General features: G+C 43.0%; 15 protein-coding genes. 5 read left to right on the top strand and 10 right to left on the bottom strand.

Annotated features, from left to right (window positions below):
- Positions 1 to 6 precede the first annotated feature (6 nt).
- Genes VB775_RS04240 through VB775_RS04230 form a run of 3 tightly spaced genes read right to left on the bottom strand, consistent with a single transcriptional unit; the run spans position 7 to position 4,792 of the window.
- A complete protein-coding gene (locus tag VB775_RS04240) occupies positions 7 to 501 on the bottom strand; it encodes a response regulator (RefSeq protein WP_281007878.1) in 495 nt (164 codons plus the stop codon).
- 22 nt (positions 502 to 523) lie between these two features.
- Positions 524 to 2,842, bottom strand: a complete 2,319-nt coding sequence (locus VB775_RS04235; RefSeq protein WP_281007877.1) for an ATP-binding protein — start codon at positions 2,840 to 2,842, stop codon at positions 524 to 526.
- A 57-nt stretch (positions 2,843 to 2,899) separates the two neighbouring features.
- The gene (locus VB775_RS04230) at positions 2,900 to 4,792 is read right to left on the bottom strand and encodes a response regulator (protein ID WP_281007876.1); all 1,893 of its coding nucleotides are present in this window, start codon (positions 4,790 to 4,792) and stop codon (positions 2,900 to 2,902) included.
- 673 nt (positions 4,793 to 5,465) lie between these two features.
- On the opposite strand from VB775_RS04230, the gene VB775_RS04225 reads away from it, so the two are divergent.
- Positions 5,466 to 7,670, top strand: coding sequence for a sigma 54-interacting transcriptional regulator (locus VB775_RS04225; RefSeq protein WP_407072944.1), 2,205 nt, complete (start codon positions 5,466 to 5,468; stop codon positions 7,668 to 7,670).
- 311 nt (positions 7,671 to 7,981) lie between these two features.
- On the opposite strand, the gene VB775_RS04220 is transcribed toward VB775_RS04225, so the two are convergent.
- Positions 7,982 to 9,082 (bottom strand): glycosyltransferase family 4 protein, encoded by a 1,101-nt coding sequence (locus VB775_RS04220; RefSeq protein ID WP_281007874.1) that lies wholly within the window; start codon positions 9,080 to 9,082, stop codon positions 7,982 to 7,984.
- 284 nt (positions 9,083 to 9,366) lie between these two features.
- Positions 9,367 to 9,615: a Ycf34 family protein gene (locus VB775_RS04215; RefSeq protein WP_281007873.1), complete on the bottom strand. Its 249-nt coding sequence runs from the start codon at positions 9,613 to 9,615 to the stop codon at positions 9,367 to 9,369.
- 308 nt (positions 9,616 to 9,923) lie between these two features.
- On the opposite strand from VB775_RS04215, the gene ndhO reads away from it, so the two are divergent.
- Positions 9,924 to 10,142 carry an NAD(P)H-quinone oxidoreductase subunit O gene (ndhO, locus tag VB775_RS04210; RefSeq protein ID WP_281007872.1) on the top strand — a complete coding sequence of 73 codons (219 nt, stop codon included), beginning with the start codon at positions 9,924 to 9,926 and terminating at the stop codon, positions 10,140 to 10,142.
- A 327-nt stretch (positions 10,143 to 10,469) separates the two neighbouring features.
- On the opposite strand, the gene accC is transcribed toward ndhO, so the two are convergent.
- The 3 genes from accC to VB775_RS04195 all read right to left on the bottom strand — a co-directional run bounded on the left by accC (position 10,470) and on the right by VB775_RS04195 (position 13,601).
- Positions 10,470 to 11,834, bottom strand: a complete 1,365-nt coding sequence (accC, locus tag VB775_RS04205; RefSeq protein ID WP_094528436.1) for an acetyl-CoA carboxylase biotin carboxylase subunit — start codon at positions 11,832 to 11,834, stop codon at positions 10,470 to 10,472.
- 355 nt (positions 11,835 to 12,189) lie between these two features.
- On the bottom strand, positions 12,190 to 12,453 hold the full coding sequence (locus tag VB775_RS04200; protein ID WP_281007871.1) for a hypothetical protein: 264 nt from the start codon (positions 12,451 to 12,453) through the stop codon (positions 12,190 to 12,192).
- Between the two features lie 989 nt (positions 12,454 to 13,442).
- Positions 13,443 to 13,601: a hypothetical protein gene (locus tag VB775_RS04195; protein WP_281007870.1), complete on the bottom strand. Its 159-nt coding sequence runs from the start codon at positions 13,599 to 13,601 to the stop codon at positions 13,443 to 13,445.
- Positions 13,602 to 13,971: 370 nt separating this feature from the next.
- On the opposite strand from VB775_RS04195, the gene VB775_RS04190 reads away from it, so the two are divergent.
- From VB775_RS04190 to VB775_RS04180, 3 genes are all read left to right on the top strand, one after another.
- Positions 13,972 to 14,961 carry a cytochrome c oxidase subunit II gene (locus tag VB775_RS04190; protein ID WP_281007869.1) on the top strand — a complete coding sequence of 330 codons (990 nt, stop codon included), beginning with the start codon at positions 13,972 to 13,974 and terminating at the stop codon, positions 14,959 to 14,961.
- A 63-nt stretch (positions 14,962 to 15,024) separates the two neighbouring features.
- On the top strand, positions 15,025 to 16,692 hold the full coding sequence (gene ctaD, locus VB775_RS04185; protein ID WP_281007868.1) for a cytochrome c oxidase subunit I: 1,668 nt from the start codon (positions 15,025 to 15,027) through the stop codon (positions 16,690 to 16,692).
- Between the two features lie 82 nt (positions 16,693 to 16,774).
- On the top strand, positions 16,775 to 17,395 hold the full coding sequence (locus VB775_RS04180) for a cytochrome c oxidase subunit 3 (RefSeq protein ID WP_094533058.1): 621 nt from the start codon (positions 16,775 to 16,777) through the stop codon (positions 17,393 to 17,395).
- 186 nt (positions 17,396 to 17,581) lie between these two features.
- Here VB775_RS04180 and VB775_RS04175 read toward each other — a convergent pair whose 3' ends face one another.
- Complete coding sequence (locus tag VB775_RS04175; RefSeq protein ID WP_281007867.1) at positions 17,582 to 18,229, bottom strand: hypothetical protein; 648 nt, start codon at positions 18,227 to 18,229, stop codon at positions 17,582 to 17,584.
- A 114-nt stretch (positions 18,230 to 18,343) separates the two neighbouring features.
- Positions 18,344 to 19,417: a small ribosomal subunit biogenesis GTPase RsgA gene (gene rsgA, locus VB775_RS04170; RefSeq protein WP_281007866.1), complete on the bottom strand. Its 1,074-nt coding sequence runs from the start codon at positions 19,415 to 19,417 to the stop codon at positions 18,344 to 18,346.
- Positions 19,418 to 19,430 lie beyond the last annotated feature (13 nt).

The following is a 19,430-nucleotide window of genomic DNA, read 5'->3' as shown; positions in this document are numbered from 1 at the left end:
GAGATTTCAGATGGTGAACTGTCCGTAGCTAGGTAGCACCGCAACTTGAAACCAATGCTGAAACAAGGTCTGAATAGTTTGTTGCATAGCGGTAACGCCCATCGGTTTGAGTGTATAGCTGTTGGTTCCGTTCTCGTAACAGGTTTTAATATCGCGTTGACTGCTGGATGTGGTCAAAACGATAATTGGTAGAGTTTGTAAATGGGTAGTTTGCTTTACTTGCTGAATGATGTCTCGACCATCGGTTCCTGGTAAGTTGAGATCGAGCAACATAGCAACGGGTAAAGGAGCCTTGAGGTTTTGATATTCCCCTCGTCGAAATAGATAGTCAAGAACATCATCGCCATTGTCAAATCGTAAAAATCGATAAAGCGATCGCTCTAATGCATCGAGATTTTGGGTAGCTCTCATAAACATATAGAAGTCTTCATCGCTATCTTCAACGATGAGAATGATGGGATGGGTGAGGTCATCCCAAGGAGAAGTTAAGAGATTATTCATTAATGGTCATAAAAACTAATATCTAAATAGCAGTATTGAGATCACACGCAGGGAGGGTAAAAGAAACGGTGGTTCCTTGTCCATAGATAGATTGTACTTGAATATTACCTTTGTGCCTTTCCACAATCTTTTTGACAATGGTTAACCCAGCGCCCGTACCACCACCATATTTGCTATGTGAATTCAATCGTTTGAAGATTTGAAAGATTGATTCCAAATGCTTCTCTCGAATGCCAATACCATTATCATGCACATAGATCATCACCAAGGGGGATTTAGGCTGCTCCACATACCAATCAATCTCCACCAATTTCTCAGAATGGTCATTGTATTTAAAGGCATTGGTAATTAAATTAATAAAAATCTCTTCGATCAAAAGGCGATCGCCCCTTACCAACGGTAGCGATCGCGGGATTTTAATCTTGCTGTTCTGCCATTGCGGATTCATCGCAAATAGTTCTCTCACATTTTGCAATAAGTGATTGAGATCAAGCGGTTCCATTTGTAACTCTTGACGACTTAGCCGTGAGAATTTCAGCAAAGATTCGATCAATGATTCCATCCGTTTAGTCAGTTTTACCAATGTATGCAGCTTGTCGGCTCCTTCTCCCTTGAGGATTTCGCCATAGTCTTCCAACAAAAAAGTGGCATAGTTATGAATCCCGCGCAAAGGTTCCTTTAAATCATGGGAAGCAATGTAGGCAAAGGCATCAAGTTCGCTGTTACTAAGTTCCAAATCTATGTTGATTTTGGCAAGTTTATCGGCTTGACGTAAGACAATATCCACAATTATCTGTCGCAGTTCGATCGCGCTATCTACTTCACAGGGTAACCAAGGATTAGATTTACCACATACGATTTCTTTCCAAGCGGAAAAGGATTGACGAGGCAGAAGACGAATACTGCCATCTTCAGCAACTTGCGTTGGTTTATCGCGATCGCCTGCCCAAGTCACAGTTTGCAGTTGCTCAGGACGAAACCAAAGAACATATCGATGCTGGATTTTAGAAATGGTGATCGCCATTAAGCCACTAGCGATCGCTTGATATTCCACCGCCTCAGCATAGACACTGGGTAAAGCATCGGTAACAAAAAGATCCTGCTCTAAGTGAGCCTCTAGCCAAGTTAGCAAAGATTTCACGGCTAGCTCATCAGGAGTTTCACCAATCAAAATCAGGCGATCACCATCGCAAATAGCCACACCTTGAGCAGACGTAAGATCTAATAATGCTTCGTGATCATAGCCGAGTTCCTCCACAAAGCCCGTGGCTTTGGTCAAACGTTCCACAAACTGACCTTGAATTGTTTTGAGATGGAGTTTGTAATCCAGATTTTCGTTAGCTTCTTTATTGACTAATTCCGTAGACATCAACTGCCCCAAAAATTCACAAACAGTCCGAGTCTCATAGGGAACAAATTTAGGGGTGTAATGGTGACAAGCAATCAATCCCCACAACTTTTTGTTTTGAATTAGAGAAACAGACATCGAAGCTGTCACCCCCATATTTTGCAGATATTCAATATGGATTGGTGAAACCGATCGCAAGGCACAGTAACTCATGTCAAGGGGTGCTTTTTGAAGGGGTGATTCCGCCTCTGGGAGTCTATGACTGACTAACCTTGTTGGTTGATAATTCACGTCTGGAATTAAGCGCAACCAGTTGAGAGTGTAAAGATGTTTTGCCTGTTTCGGAATATCTGAGTCAGGATATCGCAGCCCCAGAAAAGCCTCTTGATCAGGCTGTTTCGTTTCCGCAATCACCGTTCCATCCCCCTGCTCACTAAAGCGATAGATCATGACGCGATCAAATCCCGTTAGGGCTTGGACTTCCTGTACCACGAGATCGCATAATGCGCTTAAGTCTTGGGCGGTCTGGATTTTGGCAAGATTATGTTTGATTTGGTGATAGAACTGAAAAAAATCACTTCCCGCCAATGATTCCCAAGGCTCTAATTCTAGGACAATTTCACCTGTGGGAGCGCGATGCACAATACCATTAAAAACTAGAGGCAAGCGATCGCCCAAATCCGCAAACTCAACACGTAGAGGATTAGGGTATTCAAAATTGTGATCGAGACAAGCTTGAATCGATTTAATCAGTTCGTCACCTGCAAATTCTCCCAAGGGGCGATCGAGTAAATCATCGATCGCTATTCCCAAAATCTCAAGGGCATTGGCGCTTACTTGAGCAATCCGCAAATCTGGCTCGGTAAGTATCATCAATAGTCCGTGGGGCTGAATCAAGCTAGGAATATGAATCGGCTCGCGATCGCAGTTAGTCAGATTAACCACTTCAGATTCATCGAAATTATGAGCGAGCTGACGTAAGAGTGTATTCATGACCAACCTAATATCTGAGAAATTTTTGAACCAAGGGTGAGTGGATTGAAGGGCTTACTATAGGCGACTGCGATCTAAACGACTGAGAATGCGCGTGTATAAATCGCTTTCCGTAAATGGCTTACTCAGATAATCATCAGCACCCGCAATAAATAATTGCCGAATTGTTTCGCGATCGTTATGAGCCGATAAAAACACAATCGGTAAATTATGCCAGAGAGAATCCGTCCGCACCGCTTTACACAAATCAATACCGCTATAGTCTGGCATGATCAAATCTAAAATCAAGAGATCGGGTTCAGTTGATTCCAATACTTGCCAAAATTGGTGGGGATTCTGTAAAGTAACCACTTCAATGTCCCAATTTCCAAGCGATTGCCGCAGAATTTTGAGCATATTTGGATCATCATCGACAATCATCACCTTAGAGCGATCGCTACAGCGTTGATACAAGACCCGTGACACTGTCTTCAGAATTTCTTCCGTAGAAGCAGGCTTCTCGATAAATGAGCAACCACCCTTACGCGCCGCCATCACGCGAGCGCTCAACCCACTCGTCGCCGTCATCATCACCGTCGGAATTTTCGGCTCCCTCTGAGACAGTTCATCCAACAAAGCCAGTCCCTTCTCCGTAGAACTAGGAAACATAATATCTAGCAAGATCACATCAGGTGGTTCCTTCGCAATTTTTTCCCTAGCAGTTGTCAGATCAAACGCCGTTTGAACCCGCATTCCCCAAGTTTCTGCTTCAAGCTGAATAGCCTGTGCTAACAAAACATTATCATCGATAACTAATAATAGAGGTAGTGGCGAATAAGCAGGATGGGATGGAAATAAGGTCGGCTCAGTGGAAACTGTTGGTGAAGGATTGAAGGTGATCTGTTCGAGATTAGTAATCAATTCCCACAATGAGTCCACATCGAAGGAAATCAGAGGGAAATCTCTATGTAGCATCTCCTCAATCTGACGGGAGATCGCCGATCCTTCAGGAAATCCCAAAGAGCCCAAAGAGCCAGTCAGTCGATGCGCTTGCATATATCCGTCATAACGCAAATCCGCACCCAGTTCGTCCTGCTTTAAAGCGATCGCTATCTGTCGAAACATGGCGATCGTCTCTGGTAAACCCTTGATTAATTTCTGAGCTATAAGCGCCATTACTTTCTGTATTCGCGTCTTATCTGGCAGTGATATATTTTCGTCAATTACAGATTTGTTAGCTAAAGGACTGCTCACCGCAGGCTCAGCAGGTGCTTGCACAGATACATCTACAGGAGCAGGTTTGAGCCGATAACCCAATCCATACAAAGTCTCGATGGGATCGGTCTGCAATCCCGCCGCCTTCAACTTCTGACGTAATCCCTTAATATGTGTAGTCACCGCCTCATCACTGGGAAACTCTCCCGCCGACCACACCTGATCGATCAAAGCACTACGACTAAATATCTGTTGTGGATGTCTAAGAAATATTTCTAATAATCCATATTCCTTTTGAGTTAACCGTAAGGGTTGTTGCTTATAAGTAATAGTATTCGTCTTGAGATCCAGCCGCAAGCCATCCCACCCAAATTCTTGAATGAGCGTATCACTCTCATGGTGGCGGCGTAATAGCGCCCGAATTCTGGCTATTAATTCCTGAAAGTGATAGGGTTTAACCACATAGTCATCGGCTCCTGATTCTAATCCCATCACGCGATCGCTCGTACTATCCTTCGCCGTCAGCAACAACACAGGAGTAGTGTAGCCTTCGTTGCGAAGCTTGGCACATAGACCAATACCATCACTATCAGGCAGGATCACATCGAGAATGATCAGGTCATAATCGTAGGTTTCCACATATTGCCAAGCCGTTTTTGCATCGGCTACCGCATCAATGGCGTAAGGAGATTCTGCGAGTAGTTGTAAGAGTATTGCCGCAGAGTGCAAATCATCTTCAACCAATAAAATCTTCAAGGTTCTCTCCTATCAAAATGATAAATTTAATTGATGTTGATGTTAAGTGGAACCCTCACCCCCCCAGCCCCCTCTCGCAAAAGGCTAGGGTGTACACACAATTTATCAGCTATAGCGTGAGTTACTAATGATCCCCCCCAGCCCCCCTTAAAAAGGGGGGAGAACTTTCTTCTTCACCCTTTTTAAGGGGGATTGAGGGGGATCTAAACTTTCAGACGTAGACAGATTGACTTGTTTGTACACCTTAGCTTTTTGGGAGATGGGCTAGGGGTGAGGATCTTAGAAACTTCCGTGTAACATTCAGATGTAATTAGAGATCAGCCAATCCTTCGCTCCTAAGTTTATCTATTGGCTAACTCAAAATTATAAACAAAGAAAATGGGGAAATAATGAAGATATGATTTGGTACAGCAAACCCAAAAGTGAAGGCGCTTCGCGCCTTCACTTTTGGGTTTGCTAGGTTTGGCTTTTAATTCACTAAAATGTGTCGATACTTTTGTGATTTTGTATAGCTTGTCCACACTATAGCAAAGCAAGTTTTGCTTAGGACATAAAACCAGAATATGAGTGGCGGCGCTTCGCGCCGCCACTCATATTCTAGGGTTTTGGTTTGTACTAGCTAGCTTACTGTTTGATGTTGCAGTCGAGAGAGTATACTCTAGTTGGCAATAGCATGAGCCTGTTAAGAATTATGTCTTCCAATTATTCTGAAACTTCTTTGGAATGGATACAAGAGCGATCGCAGGTTTTGCAGCCCTATCTGATTACCAAGGCTGAACGGGGAATTATCGGCAAGAGTCGCTATGCCACCAGATTACGGCAAGAGATTAAAAAGGCTAGTGAAGATCGACAATCAGTATTGATTCTGGGCGAACCAGGACTGGATAAAGACAATATTGCGGCTCTGATTCATTTTAATTCGGCACACCGACGAGAAGCGATCGCAAAAGTGAATTGTAGTGTTATCCAAACTAGTGGCGCAGATTTATTTGGGCGTGCAGGTGGAAATCATTGTTTATTAGCATATTTGGGAAAGGGAACTCTCGTTTTAAATAATATTCAAGAGTTGCCGAAAGCCCTGATACCCCAAATCATCCAACTTCTAGAAAAGGGAACCTTTAGGCAAGTCAGCAGTAATGAAACTGATCCACCTCTGACCTGCGAAGCAAGGATCATCATGGTTTCTGAAAAACGTCAATCGGCTTGTGCTTCCCATATTAAACATTCGATTAAAGTTCCATCCTTACGAGTGCGGAAAGTCGATATTAAACCCCATGTGGAATATTACATCAGTCTGTTTTGTCGCGATCTCGGCATTCCTAGACCCACGATCACTGCCGAAGCTCTACGCAGTCTCCAAAGCCATGATTTCACAGGTAACCTCAAAGAGCTGCAATTATTGGTGGAACGGGCGATATTGCAGTCGCAGGGTGCGCGATCGCTGGATGAATCAGTATTTTGGGCAACCCAACCCAAGGGCAAAAAGTTTCGGTTTAATCTGCTCAATGCCTTTCCTAACCTGCGCCGTTTTTTACGCAGTGACTGGTTTCCTGACCGCATTAACTATGGATTTACCTTCACCTTTTTTGCAATCGTTGTCGCAACCCTGTTTTTAGCACCCCAAACCCGCGATCGTAATATTGCGCTTAACTTTTTTTGGGCATGGTGGTGGCCATTAATCTTAATTAGCTTTCCCTTTGTCGGACGGCTATGGTGTTCCATTTGTCCATTTATGATTTACGGAGAAGTTGTGCAGAAGCTCTCTTTATGGCTGTTTCCCCGTCAACTTAAATCTTGGAATCGTGATTGGGCAGAACGTTGGGGAGGTTGGTTTCTTTTTGGTTTATTTGTGTTGATTTATCTCTGGGAAGAACTTTGGGATTTACAAAATACAGCCTATCTCTCGGCATATTTATTACTATTGATTACGGCTGGCGCAATGATCTGTTCCCTGATTTTTGAGCGTCGGTATTGGTGTCGCTATCTCTGTCCGATTGGTGGCATGAATGGATTATTCGCCAAACTCTCAATGACAGAATTACGCGCTCAGCAAGGAACCTGTTCAGCCGAATGTACAACCTATCAATGCTATAAAGGTGGCATTCAAAAAGGCGAAGGATTAGAAACCAATGGATGTCCGCTTTATTCCCATCCTGCTCAGTTGCAAGAGAATCGTGACTGTGTTTTATGTATGACCTGTCTCAAAGCCTGCCCCCATCGATCAGTGGAGTTCAATCTCCGACCTCCTGCGATCGAATTATGGACAACCCATGTCCCGCGTACCTATGAAGTTGCGCTGCTATTGTTATTGCTGGGTGGTGCTTTTTTGCATCGATTGCCAGAAATCGAAATAGCGTTAGGTGTGCCGACTAGTAACGAATTTCTCTTGCCCCATTTAGCAGTATCATTACTCATTTTAATTGTGGCGGCGCTAATTCCCTTAGCTGCTCACGGAATTATGCGATCGCTCTATTGGCTCACCATCATCTGGAAAAAGAATTGCGAAGGTTATCAACTTCCCTACGGTATTACTACCTACAAGCCTAGACCATTTATCCAACTTGCCTATGGATATTTGCCCTTAGTTTTGGGAGCAAATCTGGCGCATTATTTACGCTTGTTTCTGCAAGAAGCGGGGCGCATATTGCCAGTTAGTTGGGCAACTTTTGGACTAGATGGCTCGAATCTACCAATTTTTATCGCTCACCCTGCGGTAATTGAGTTTCTGCAAGGAACAACGTTAATTTTCTCCGTGCTGTTGACATGGGCTTTGACCCAAAAGATTGCACGACAAACTTGGCGATCGCTACTTCCTCAGCATTTGAGTACCTTAGTTTTAGCGATCGCCTTATGGCTAATTATTGTTGTCCCTACTTAAAGAATCCATTTAAGAATCACTTTCTGCGGTTAAAAGCTCTAAGAGATCCCCCTCAATCCCCCTTAAAAAGGGGGAAGAATTTAATTCCCCCCCCTTTTTAAGGGGGGCTGGGGGGATCTAGACAATTCTTAAATAGTTTCTAAGAATTACTTTCTGCGGTTAAAAGCTCTAAGAGATCCCCCTCAATCCCCCTTAAAAAGGGGGAAGAATTTAATTCCCCCCCTTTTTAAGGGGGGCTGGGGGGGATCTAGACAATTCTTAAATAGTTTCTAAAGATGAGAGATGATGCGAAGCATCATCTCTCATCTTTTTTATTTCTCGATCATCTGATCGTATAGTTCAGCAGTTTTTTCGAGCATGATTTCATTGGAGAAAAGTTGACGATAGCGACTGTAACCATTCTTCGCAAACCGATCGCGTAAGTCTCGGTCAGCAATCAATTCCGCAAGCTTAACTGCTAAGCTAACAGGATCACGGGGCATGACAATAAACCCTGTTTGGCGATCGCTGACCTGCTCAGCAATGCCTCCCACACAAGTACCAACTACAGGCTTTCCTTGAGACATCGCTTCTGCACAGGCAAGACTGCAAGCTTCTTGAAGAGAAGGTAGTACAAAAATATCAAATAGTTTCATCAAGTTGGGTAAGTCTTCCAGATAGCCTGTGAAAATCACGCGATCGGCAATCCCTAAATCCTTCGCTTCCTGTTTAAGAGAAGTTTCTAAATCACCATTTCCAGCAATGACTAAGCGGAGGTTATCTCCTTGCACTTTAGCAAAAGCCTGAAGTAAATAGGTTAAGCCCTTTGCCTCATCTAGACGTGCGGCTGTTCCCAGAATGATTTGATTAGCAGGGTCTAGCTGAAACTTTTGAGCCAGTTCTAATGACTTGTCAAAATCGAGAATCGGCTCTTGGACTCCGTTATAAATTAAATGGAGCTTCTTTTTACTTAATCCTAATTCGCATAAAAGATTATATTCAGCTTCACAAACACAAATTACGCGATCGGCTAACCAATTACTAAACCAGCAGGACATCTGATAACTAAATTTTGCTCCTGCTCCATGATAGCCATGCACCGTAAAGAGAATTGGAACTTTGCTTAGTGCTAAATGTACCGCTAACATTAATTCATGAGCGCCATGAATATGCACAAGATCGATCGCTTGTTCTGTTTGGATTTCCTTAATAGCTGAGATCAGTTCGGGAAAACCTTTAAAAAAATTGATCTCCCACTTGGTATAGGCTCGCTGCAAGATTGATAAAGCTCGAAATTGTGGAGCGCCTTTACCATCTGGGGCTAATAGCGATATTTTGTAGCGATCGCCAAGTCCTTTAATCAAACTAAGAGCTTGCTTTTCTGTGCCACCTTGATTCAGGTAAGGCAAAATGAATAAAATGTGTTTTTTCACTGTCTGTTTTGTTATATTTTTCGTCATGACTACAGTAATACCAATTCCCGAAAGTGTGGTCACACTTTCGGGAATTAAAAAACAAACCCATTAAGGGTTTTAAAAGCACAAAATTGCGTAGCCATTTTGTGATTTGGTATAAATAGAATCTGTAGCAATTTGCTCTCAGGTATTGCACAGCAGCGATTCTCATTATAAAAACGATTTCGTTGTTTTTAGTGTCAAAGCAACTTAAAACAACAAAATCGTTTTATAGGCACAGTCTATATTTTGACAAAAATACTTTAAGTTGGAACAAGTTCCCCAGGCCGTAGTTTTATCCATTTCCCCATCTCTCGTGAAAAGCTTTCACAACCGACAACATCCCATTCCATTTGAATATCTTCAGAATCGGTGCGGATATTAACATTAATCGTTGGTGAGTTTGCCTCAAAGTCTGGATACTCAGTTAAATGGGATTGCAGATGTAATGATTCGACAGAGTGATAGGTGATGCAGCGATCGACATAGGTGCAATTGATGCAGATGCACATGGCAGTTATACCTAATTCATGGGGCTATCTTAACAAAAAAGCAAAAAGAGGAGAGGATGCAATGCGTGTCTCTATTCTTCTTTTTACTTTTTTGACAAACCGATATGTTGTTTTCAGGACTTATGGTGCTGAAAACAACATATCGGTTTGCTATACAATACCTACTAAGTAGCTCACCATAATTAAAATCTAAAATCAGAAGCTGTCCCGCCCGCTACGTGGGCGGGACAGCTTTCTAGGTTTTTAGTTTACTTGAGTCTAGCTACTTAGCAGTTGTAAATCCTTAATAATTTGTTGCGTTAAACATTATGGCACTGAAGAAAGGCACACTCGTTCGCGCTATCCGTGAAAAATTAGAAAATAGCCCTGAAGCAATGGCAAATGATACTCGCTGGTCTTCTTACCTATTTGAAACGTGGGGCGAAGTATTGGAGTTTCGTGGTGATTATGTCCAAATTAAATTTGGTAAAGTGCCAACCCCTGTAATTTGGTTGCACAAGGATCAACTAGAAGAACAAGCAGCTTAATTATCTACAGCGTTTTACGCTGAAATCCAAACCAAGAGAAGTTTACTTGATAAGAGTTCGGCAAGTTAATAAGGAACCGATTTCCCATGGCAAAGCTAATACCAATTCACGAAAATGTGGCAACACTTTTGTGGATTGGTATTAGATAAGACAAGTCAAAGCCCAAAATACAATTAGCGGCACAGAGCGCCGCTAATTGTATTTTGGGTTTTATGTCCTAAGCAAATCTTTGATTGCTATAGCTCAATAACGAGAAAAGTTGCACCTTAAAATAAAAAACACCCTTTTGGTAGCACAGCAAAGCCCTACCATCAAAAAGGTGGTTTTTTATTCTCGTTCCGCCAGTCTCGCTTGCAGCAATGGCACATAGTTGGTATACACATGCCCTAATCTAAATTCCTCATCATCTAAAACCTTCTGATGAAAAGGAATTGTTGTTGGTACACCTGTAATTGCACATTCACGCAAAGCCCGCTTCATCCGTAAAATCGCCGCATTGCGATCGCTACCCCAGACAATCAACTTCGCAATCAGCGAATCGTAATAGGGTGGAATCACATAATCCGTATAAACATGGGAATCCATCCGCACACCAGGCCCCCCAGGAGGTAAATAGCCACTGATCTTGCCGGGATTCGGACGGAAATTGTGATCGGGATCTTCAGCATTAATTCGACATTCGATCGCATGACCGCGAATCTCAATGTCCTTTTGTTGAAATCTCAACTTTTCGCCTTGGGCAACTCGTAACTGCTCAGCAATCAAGTCAATTCCTGTGATCATCTCGGTGACAGGATGCTCAACTTGGATGCGAGTATTCATCTCCATGAAGTAAAACTTGCCGTATTTATCCAGCAAAAATTCAACTGTCCCCACACCGAGATAGTTAATTGCTTTAGCAGCCTTTACTGCCGCATCCCCCATTCTTTCGCGTAATTTCGGATTGACCGCACTGCTAGGCGCTTCTTCTAATAATTTTTGGTGACGGCGTTGGATCGAGCAGTCTCTTTCACCCAAATGCACCACATGACCATGCATATCTGCCAAGATTTGCACCTCAATGTGGCGTGGCTCCTCAATCACCTTCTCCATATAGACCCCACCATTGCCAAAGGCTGCCTCAGCTTCACCTTGAGCCGCACGAAGCAATCGTAGTAAGTCATCAGGATTAGTGACTAGGCGCATCCCCCGTCCGCCGCCGCCTGCAGTTGCCTTGATCATTACAGGATAGCCAATCTCATGGGCAATTTTAATTGCCTGCTCTTCCGACTCAATTAAGCCTTCACTGCCAGGAATAGTTGGTACACCTGCCTTTTGCATCGTCTTTTTGGCGGTGGACTTGTCACCCATCGAGCGAATCGAGTGGGGGCTTGGCCCCACGAACATCAAGTTATGGTCGGCACAAATTTCGGCAAATCTAGCATTTTCTGATAGAAACCCATAGCCAGGATGGATGGCAGTAGCATTATGGGTAAGTGCTGCCGAAATAATATTGGGAATATTTAGATAGCTTTTGCTACTAGGGGAATCGCCAATGCAAACAGCTTCATGGGCTAGTTGTACATGCAAAGAATTGCGATCAACATCAGAATAAACAGCCACTGTCGGAATTCCGAGTTCTTCGCAAGTCCGAATAATTCGGAGGGCAATTTCACCTCGATTGGCAATCAGTAGTTTGGCGATTGGAGCCATGTTTCAGAACGGTAATTGGTGATTGGTGATTGGTAATTGGTAATCGGTGATTGGTTGCTCTGTTTTGGTAGGGTGCAAATCCCGATTGAGCTTTCAGTCATTGATTTACGCTTTTGTTAGTAGACGATGACTTAAAGCTTTTGAATTTTAACTTTTTTTGGGTAGCTATGTTGATTAAGTTTGTGGTTATGTTTGTTTGACCAGCGTATTGGGCCATTCTGTAAATTCCACCTGCAAAAATTTTAGCTCTCTCAGATTTGCTTAACTCGTGAATCAAATCTAAGAGAGCTATTTTTCTGAATGTAATCTGTATGTAAGTGGTTGCATCAAAATCCCAATTTCCTCACATGGCAACTTAAATTGTTAAAGCAGCAACATCTTTACGAGAATTATTGCTGTGAGTTTGGGCAAAAGGAGTGATGCGAGCAGCAATAGGTTGCATTGGTCGAGGCTCTGATGGTAATCCCGGAGCATAGGATTCTAGGACATGTCCACTGCGAGTACACATTACCAATAGATAGTCACAGGCTTCGCATTGGGTTTTAACTTGGGCAAGATATGAGAGGTGGTGACGTTCAGCGATCGCACCGCAATTGGGGCAGCGTATAGATTCAATCATTTTGGTTAGATCCTTAAAATATAGGTAGATTTAAATAAGTATTAATAAAATTTTGAGATAAATAAATAACGAAGGAAGTATAACAAGCTTAGAATTAGTACATTATATTTCTCAATTATTCAGCGTTTGTAATGGGTTCATCACAAGAAAGGCTTAAATTTATTTGAATTTAAAATTTAATTTGGCTTGTTAAAAGTATTTCTAAGGGAATAGTTAGAAATATTTAAATTAATTTGAGGATTTAGATTTAGAAAAGCAAGTGTGAGTTAAACTTTTATAATCAATTTCAAACTTGCTTTGATTATAAGCGTAAAAAATGGGGATCATTGCCAGATAAGCGATCCCCGCTTTGAAAACAACAAGAACTAATTACTAGACCTTGCTTGGCTGTAAGGAGTTGATTGATGATTAAAAAATAATTAAAGATCAATCGTCAACACATAATCCTTATAAATCTTTACAAGATTCTCTGGGTTAAATAAATATAAATATATTTAAAGTAGTCTCAATATCTTTAAATATATCTTCATAATATAGCCGTTTTATTTAATTTAAATCTAAGAACAATTCATGAATTGCCCCTAGATATATAGCAATCCTAAATAGGTTGTGAGAGTGCGCCCCTTCGGGGCGCACTCTCACAACACTCAAAATCTTACAAATCATTTAGGAGCGCTATATAGGTTTAGTGAGTTCTCCAAAATTGAATTACAGTGCTTTGCGCTAAATAACCTCAGTTCGGGTTAATTTCAAACTAGCTCCTAGAGAGGGTTCGAGCTGCGAACCCTCTCTAGGAACCAAAACAGTAAAAGCCTCGCGAAGCGAGGCTTTTACTGTTTTGGCTTTTAAAATTTTGTAGCTTATCTCGAACTCACGTTAAATGAACGCCAGTTCGACAAAAGCGAAAAATGGTAAGAATCGCTAAACGATTCTTACCATTTTTCGCCATTTGCGGCGTGCGAAGCACGCCGCAAATGGCTATATCGAACTCACGTGGTTTTATAAACTTTGATCCGATCGCCATATAATTCCTGTGCTTTTTCTTCGGATAAGCCAACGGTAGTGGCTTCGGGTTGCGAGAATAATGCGGAAGGGATGTTGGTATGACTGAATAAATCTGGGCGCATGTCCGTAAACTGTTTCGGCAAAGGCGCGACCTTCAGCGTTTTATGGCTAAACAGTTTCGCCTGCTTCTGGCTCAGGCTGCCTATATTCTCATGTTAACGATTCGACAAGCAGCAGCAGCAACGACAGACATTAGCCAAGGCTCAAGTAATTCGCTTACGTGATTCCTTGCACCTTCTTGGGTTTTATGTCCTAAGCAAAACTTGCTTTGCTATATTTTCACAGCGATCCCAAAGAAATTGCTAAAAGATTACAAACAATTGCCCCTCATTCTGGAAATAAATGACAAGATAGACCGTATGTCAATCTGTCCTGATTTAGAAATGAGCTGCTAGTAAGCTCCAATTGACCCAGATCCACTATATAGGAGCAGCAAGATAGGGCAACCTAGTCATGAAAAAAAACAACTTAATTTCAGTGGTCGTAATCATTGGGCTGATTTTTGCAGCTAGCATTTGGTACGCACGCAACAATGGCTTACTACCAGTTGCCGCAGGTGACGAAGCGGTTTTATATGACGGGCTTTTTAATACGATCTTAGCGATCGCCTTCGGATTTTTCCTGATTGTTGAGGGCGTTTTACTCTATTCGATCATCAAGTTTCGTCGGCGTAAAGGTGATGAAACCGATGGTCCCGCCATTCATGAAAACTTAAGCCTTGAAATCGTTTGGACAGCCATTCCCACAGTGATTGTGATGTGGGTAGCTATTTATAGCTTTGACGTATACACCGCAATGCAAGGTACACAAGACCTTGGTGGTATGGCTCACGGCGGTATGCATCAACATCAAACTGTTGCAAATGCTAATCATGAAAGGGGGGGAATGCCGATGTCAAAAGCAACTCTCGCATCGTCCAATAGTGATGGTGTGCTAATGGCAGGGACATTACCTGCTGGAAGTGATGATGTTGTCGCAATCAATGTCAGTGCCATGCAGTTTGCATGGATTTTTAACTATACCGACGAAATCGCAACTGCTGAACTCCATGTGCCAGTTGGCAAAAAAGTACGCCTAAACATGAATGCTGTGGATGTACTTCATGCTTTTTGGGTTCCCCAATTACGCATCAAGCAAGATGTAATCCCCGGTCGTGAAACCTATCTCGAATTCACGCCGCGTGTAGTTGGCGAATATCCAGTAGTCTGTGCTGAATTATGTGGCTCGTATCATGGTGGTATGCGTACCACGATGGTAATTGATACCCCTGAAGACTATCAAGCATGGTTAAAGGAGCAGCAAGAAATTGCCAGTAATGATCCCGAAGCGATCGTGGCAACAAATTCAAGCCCTTCAGTCTCGCAAATGTCTGAACAAGAATATCTGACTGGGAAAGTTGCTCAACTCGGCGGAGAACATCAGCACATGATGATGAACCATTAATCAATGTGGCTAAGTCCAGATTGTTAAATACCAAAACAGCAATTATTTTACAAACATTCTCCTATGACCCAAACCCTTATCCCAACCGAAAATTCGGGCGCATCGGGACTAGAACCCCAAAAAACTCTTTGGTGGGAATTTTTTACCTTTAGCGTCGATCACAAGATTATTGGGATTCAATATCTTGTTACGTCTTTTGTGTTTTATTTAGTCGGTGGGGCGCTTGCCTCTGTAGTACGTGCAGAACTAGCCACACCCGATTCCGATCTAGTCGATCCTGCCTTTTATAACAGCTTATTCACAATGCATGGCACGGTCATGATCTTTTTGTGGATTGTGCCTGCGGTAACTGGTGGTTTTGGTAACTATCTCATCCCCTTGATGATTGGGGCGCGTGACATGGCTTTCCCTCGCTTGAATGCGATCGCCTTTTGGTTGACGATTCCTGCGGGATTATTGCTAATGAGTAGCTTCTTTTTTGGTCCTGCTTCGACAGGTTGGACAGCCTATCCACCTTTGAGCATTTTGACTAATGAGCATGTCGGACAAGCGATCTGGATTGGCAGCATTCTTTTGGTGGGAACCTCATCAATCTTGGCGGCAGTAAATTTCATTGTCACCATCTGGGCGATGCGGATGCCCGGTATGGATTTGTTTACCATGCCCCTGTTTTGTTGGGCGATGATGGCAACCTCAGTACTTGCTCTTTTGGCAACACCTGTATTAGCAGGAGCAATGGTGTTATTAGGGTTCGATCTGTTGATTGGCACAAACTTTTTTAACCCTACAGGTGGTGGTGATCCCGTCGTGTATCAACACTTATTCTGGTTCTATTCTCACCCTGCCGTCTATGTGATGGTTTTGCCTGTATTCGGAATCATTTCTGAAGTTTTGCCTCCCCATAGCCGCAAACCGATTTTTGGTTACAAGGCGATCGCCTATTCCAGCATGATGATTTGTGCTTTGGGCTTGTTTGTATGGGCGCACCATATGTTTACCAGTGGCACACCTGACTGGTTGCGCGTTTTCTTTATGGTGGCTACGTTGCTAGTTGCCGTACCCACGGGCATTAAGGTATTTAGCTGGGTGGCAACACTTTGGGGTGGTAAGTTGCGATTAGAGAGTCCTTTGCTATTTGCGATGGGCTTTATCTCCACCTTCCTAATTGGTGGGCTTAGTGGCGTGATGCTCGGCTCGGCTCCCATTGATATCCATGTTCACGATACCTATTTTGTAGTTGCTCACTTCCATTACGTTCTTTTCGGTGGCAGTGTATTTGGCATTTACGCAGGGCTATATCACTGGTTTCCCAAAATGACGGGTCGGATGTTGAATGAGTTTTGGGGCAAGGTACATTTTGTGCTGACCTTTATCGGAATGCACTTAACCTTTGGTCCGATGCATATTCTGGGTTTGCAAGGTATGCCGCGCCGCGTAGCTCAGTACGATCCTCAATTTGCGCCTATCAATGTAATTTGTACAATTGGTGCTTTTGTACTGGCAATTTCTACAGTTCCTTTCGTAATCAATGCTGTTTATAGTTGGTTTAAGGGCGAACAAGCACCTGATAACCCTTGGAATGCATTGACTCTAGAATGGACAACCTCTTCACCACCAATCCCCCATAACTGGGTGGGTGAGCCTGTTTTATCAACTGGGCCCTATGACTACGGTGAAGAATATAAAGATGCTCGCAAAGAGGCGATCGCTGCCTCTCAAGCCGCAACTTAATTTCAATTTCTATCGAAGTTTCCTAAACAAGGGGCTTAAGCCCCTTGTCTGCCATACTATCCATTTATCCAAACATTAATCTATGCAAGGATCGATCGCTCCAGTTACAACTCAAGATGAAGCAATTCATGCTCATACCGCCGAAGCTGGTCATGCTGAACATCCAGATCTAAGGGTGTTTGGCTTGATTGTTTTCCTGATTTCGGAAGGAATGCTTTTCTTTGGTTTGTTTGCTGCTTATTTGACTTTTCGCTCCGTTGCCACGTCTTGGCCGCCTGAAGGCACTCCCGAACTCGAACTTCTCTTACCAGGGATCAATACAATTATTCTGGTATCCAGTAGTTTCGTGATTCATCAAGCTGATCACGCGATTAAAGAAAATAAAGTTAAAGCGGCTCAGTTATGGTTTCTCGCCACATTTATCATGGGTGCGATCTTCATTGCTGGACAGATCTATGAATATCAGCATTTAGAGTTTGGGCTAACCACGAATCTGTTTGCTAGTACCTTTTATGTCTTGACAGGTTTTCACGGCTTGCACGTAATTATTGGCTTGTCGCTAATTGCCGCAGTTTTAGTGCGATCGCTTAAAACTGGACATTACAGCAACACGAGTCATTTTGGCATCGAAGCTGCCTCTGTATATTGGCACTTTGTCGATATTGTCTGGATTGTTTTATTTTTATTGCTTTATATTCTGTAGACATCAAAAAAGAGGCGACGCATTGCGTCGCTTCTTTAACCTTTATAGAAAAAAAGAGTTAGCTAGTACAAACCAAAACCCAAGAAGTAAGGGGAGGCGCTTTGCGCCTCCCCTTACTTCTTGGGTTTTATATCCTAAGTAAAACTTGCTTTGCTATAGCGCCTGAGGCGCTAGAAGTTTTGGAATTTATTTCTCAATCTTGAAAGAGGTAATAAAGCGATCGACATCGGATGCAGCAATTTTATCAGCAGCCCCTAATGCAAATACTTGATACAGACGATTGTCTGCAAGACAAAATCTTCCTTTCATCGATACATCAGTGGTTTGAACTTTGCCACTAGCTTCAAAATCACGGCAGGGAATATCACCGAGTAAGTATTCTTTTTCTGACTTGATTTCGCCTTTGAGATTAGCAACCGAACCTTTGACTGAATCTGCTAACCCTTTTTGAATAGCCGCAGGATCAGCAATTTTGTTAGGGAAGTCAGCATACCCCACAAAATATCCTGATTCATTGGCTTCAGCAATCACCATATTCAGCTTAATTGTTCCCACATCAGTCGGTTGGTCTTGAGATTGTTCCTGTGGCTTACTAGGTAATTGCACACTAAATTTCCCAGTCGATGATTTGTAGTCTTGCCAAGCATTAGTGGTTACAGGCTTATCGTCTGTTTTAACTTCTGGTGCGGTTGTAGGTTTGTCAGTGGGTTTTTCTGGTATAGGTGTTGCTGTAGCTGTTGGGGGAGGTGTATTCTCAGCTACAGGCGTAGATGGTGTGCAAGCACTGACTGCAAATAAGACTAAACCAGCAGCAAGGGAAATATACTTTTTCATGTGTGATTAAGATACGACCTTCGATTGGGCAATAAGCTTGAAGCTCGTTAGATACTATATCGTGACTTGGAATCGCGTGATGATTAAATATAGACGAGCTAAGCTCGTCTATATTTAATCATCATCGGTGTCCAAATTTTGATGCTCACTGCGCCGAGACTCTCGGCGATAGCGCTTTTTCAGTAACCTTGGCTCCTGTTGTTGCTTACCATCACTAGTGTCTTTAACTTTGACTGAGGCATCGGCGCTAGCTGTATTTTTTAGTTTTTGCTGATAGACGATCGCCTCTTCTAAATATGCCAAGTAATGCTCATAGCGTTCCCAATCGCCGCGCACCACACAATCAGGTTCATCGCGACGATGCCAACAGTTATTAAAATGACAAAGGTTGCCTGAGGCTAATCTCTGTCTGGCTTCAGGAAAACAATCTGTTAATTCTTGAGGTGTAACTGTCAAATTAGGTTGCATAAATCCTGGGGTATCCGCAAGATATCCTCCCGCAGGCAATGCAAATAGCTCGACATGGCGGGTCGTATGTTTTCCATGCCCTAAGCGTTGCGAAACTTCACCAACACGGACTTGTAAATTCGGGATTAATAGGTTAATTAGGCTAGATTTGCCAACCCCTGACTGTCCCGCTACAACGGTTACACCAGTTTGTAAATGTTGCGCTAGTTCGTTAATACCTTCCTTGGTATAGGTGCTAATCGCGATCGGTGAATAACCCCACGACTCTAAGCGATCGCACCATGTCGCCCATACTTGATCATTTACCAAATCTCGTTTATTTAGGCATAACAAAACGTCAACTTGAGTGCTTTCAGCTTTGACTAAAAAGCGACTTAGTTGATGTGGGTCGAGAGTGGGTTCTGCTAACGCAAAAACTAATAAGATCCGATCAACATTCGCCACAGTTGGACGATCCAGCAAATTACGGCGCGGCGACACCTCTGATATCGCTCCCCGCCCTCCTTGCCAATCTGGTTCTTCAACCGTAACGCGATCGCCTACACAGATCTGCTGTCCAATTTTTTTGAGTCGCGCCCGCCGAGTGCAGAGTAACTCACACACAAGCTGGCTAAATTTCTGTCCCGATTCATCAAGCAACTCTAGACTGAAAGCTTGATCCAGCATGACGCGATAATAGTTGGCTTGTACAGCCAAGACTGTACCTGTTATAGCCAACATAGGATCATTTGCA

The organism is Pseudanabaena sp. CCNP1317, assembly GCF_034931345.1.
GTDB classification, from domain to species: domain Bacteria; phylum Cyanobacteriota; class Cyanobacteriia; order Pseudanabaenales; family Pseudanabaenaceae; genus Pseudanabaena; species Pseudanabaena galeata.
The sequence above is the reverse complement of the archived record's forward strand: the minus strand, read 5'-3'. Positions and strand labels throughout refer to the sequence as shown.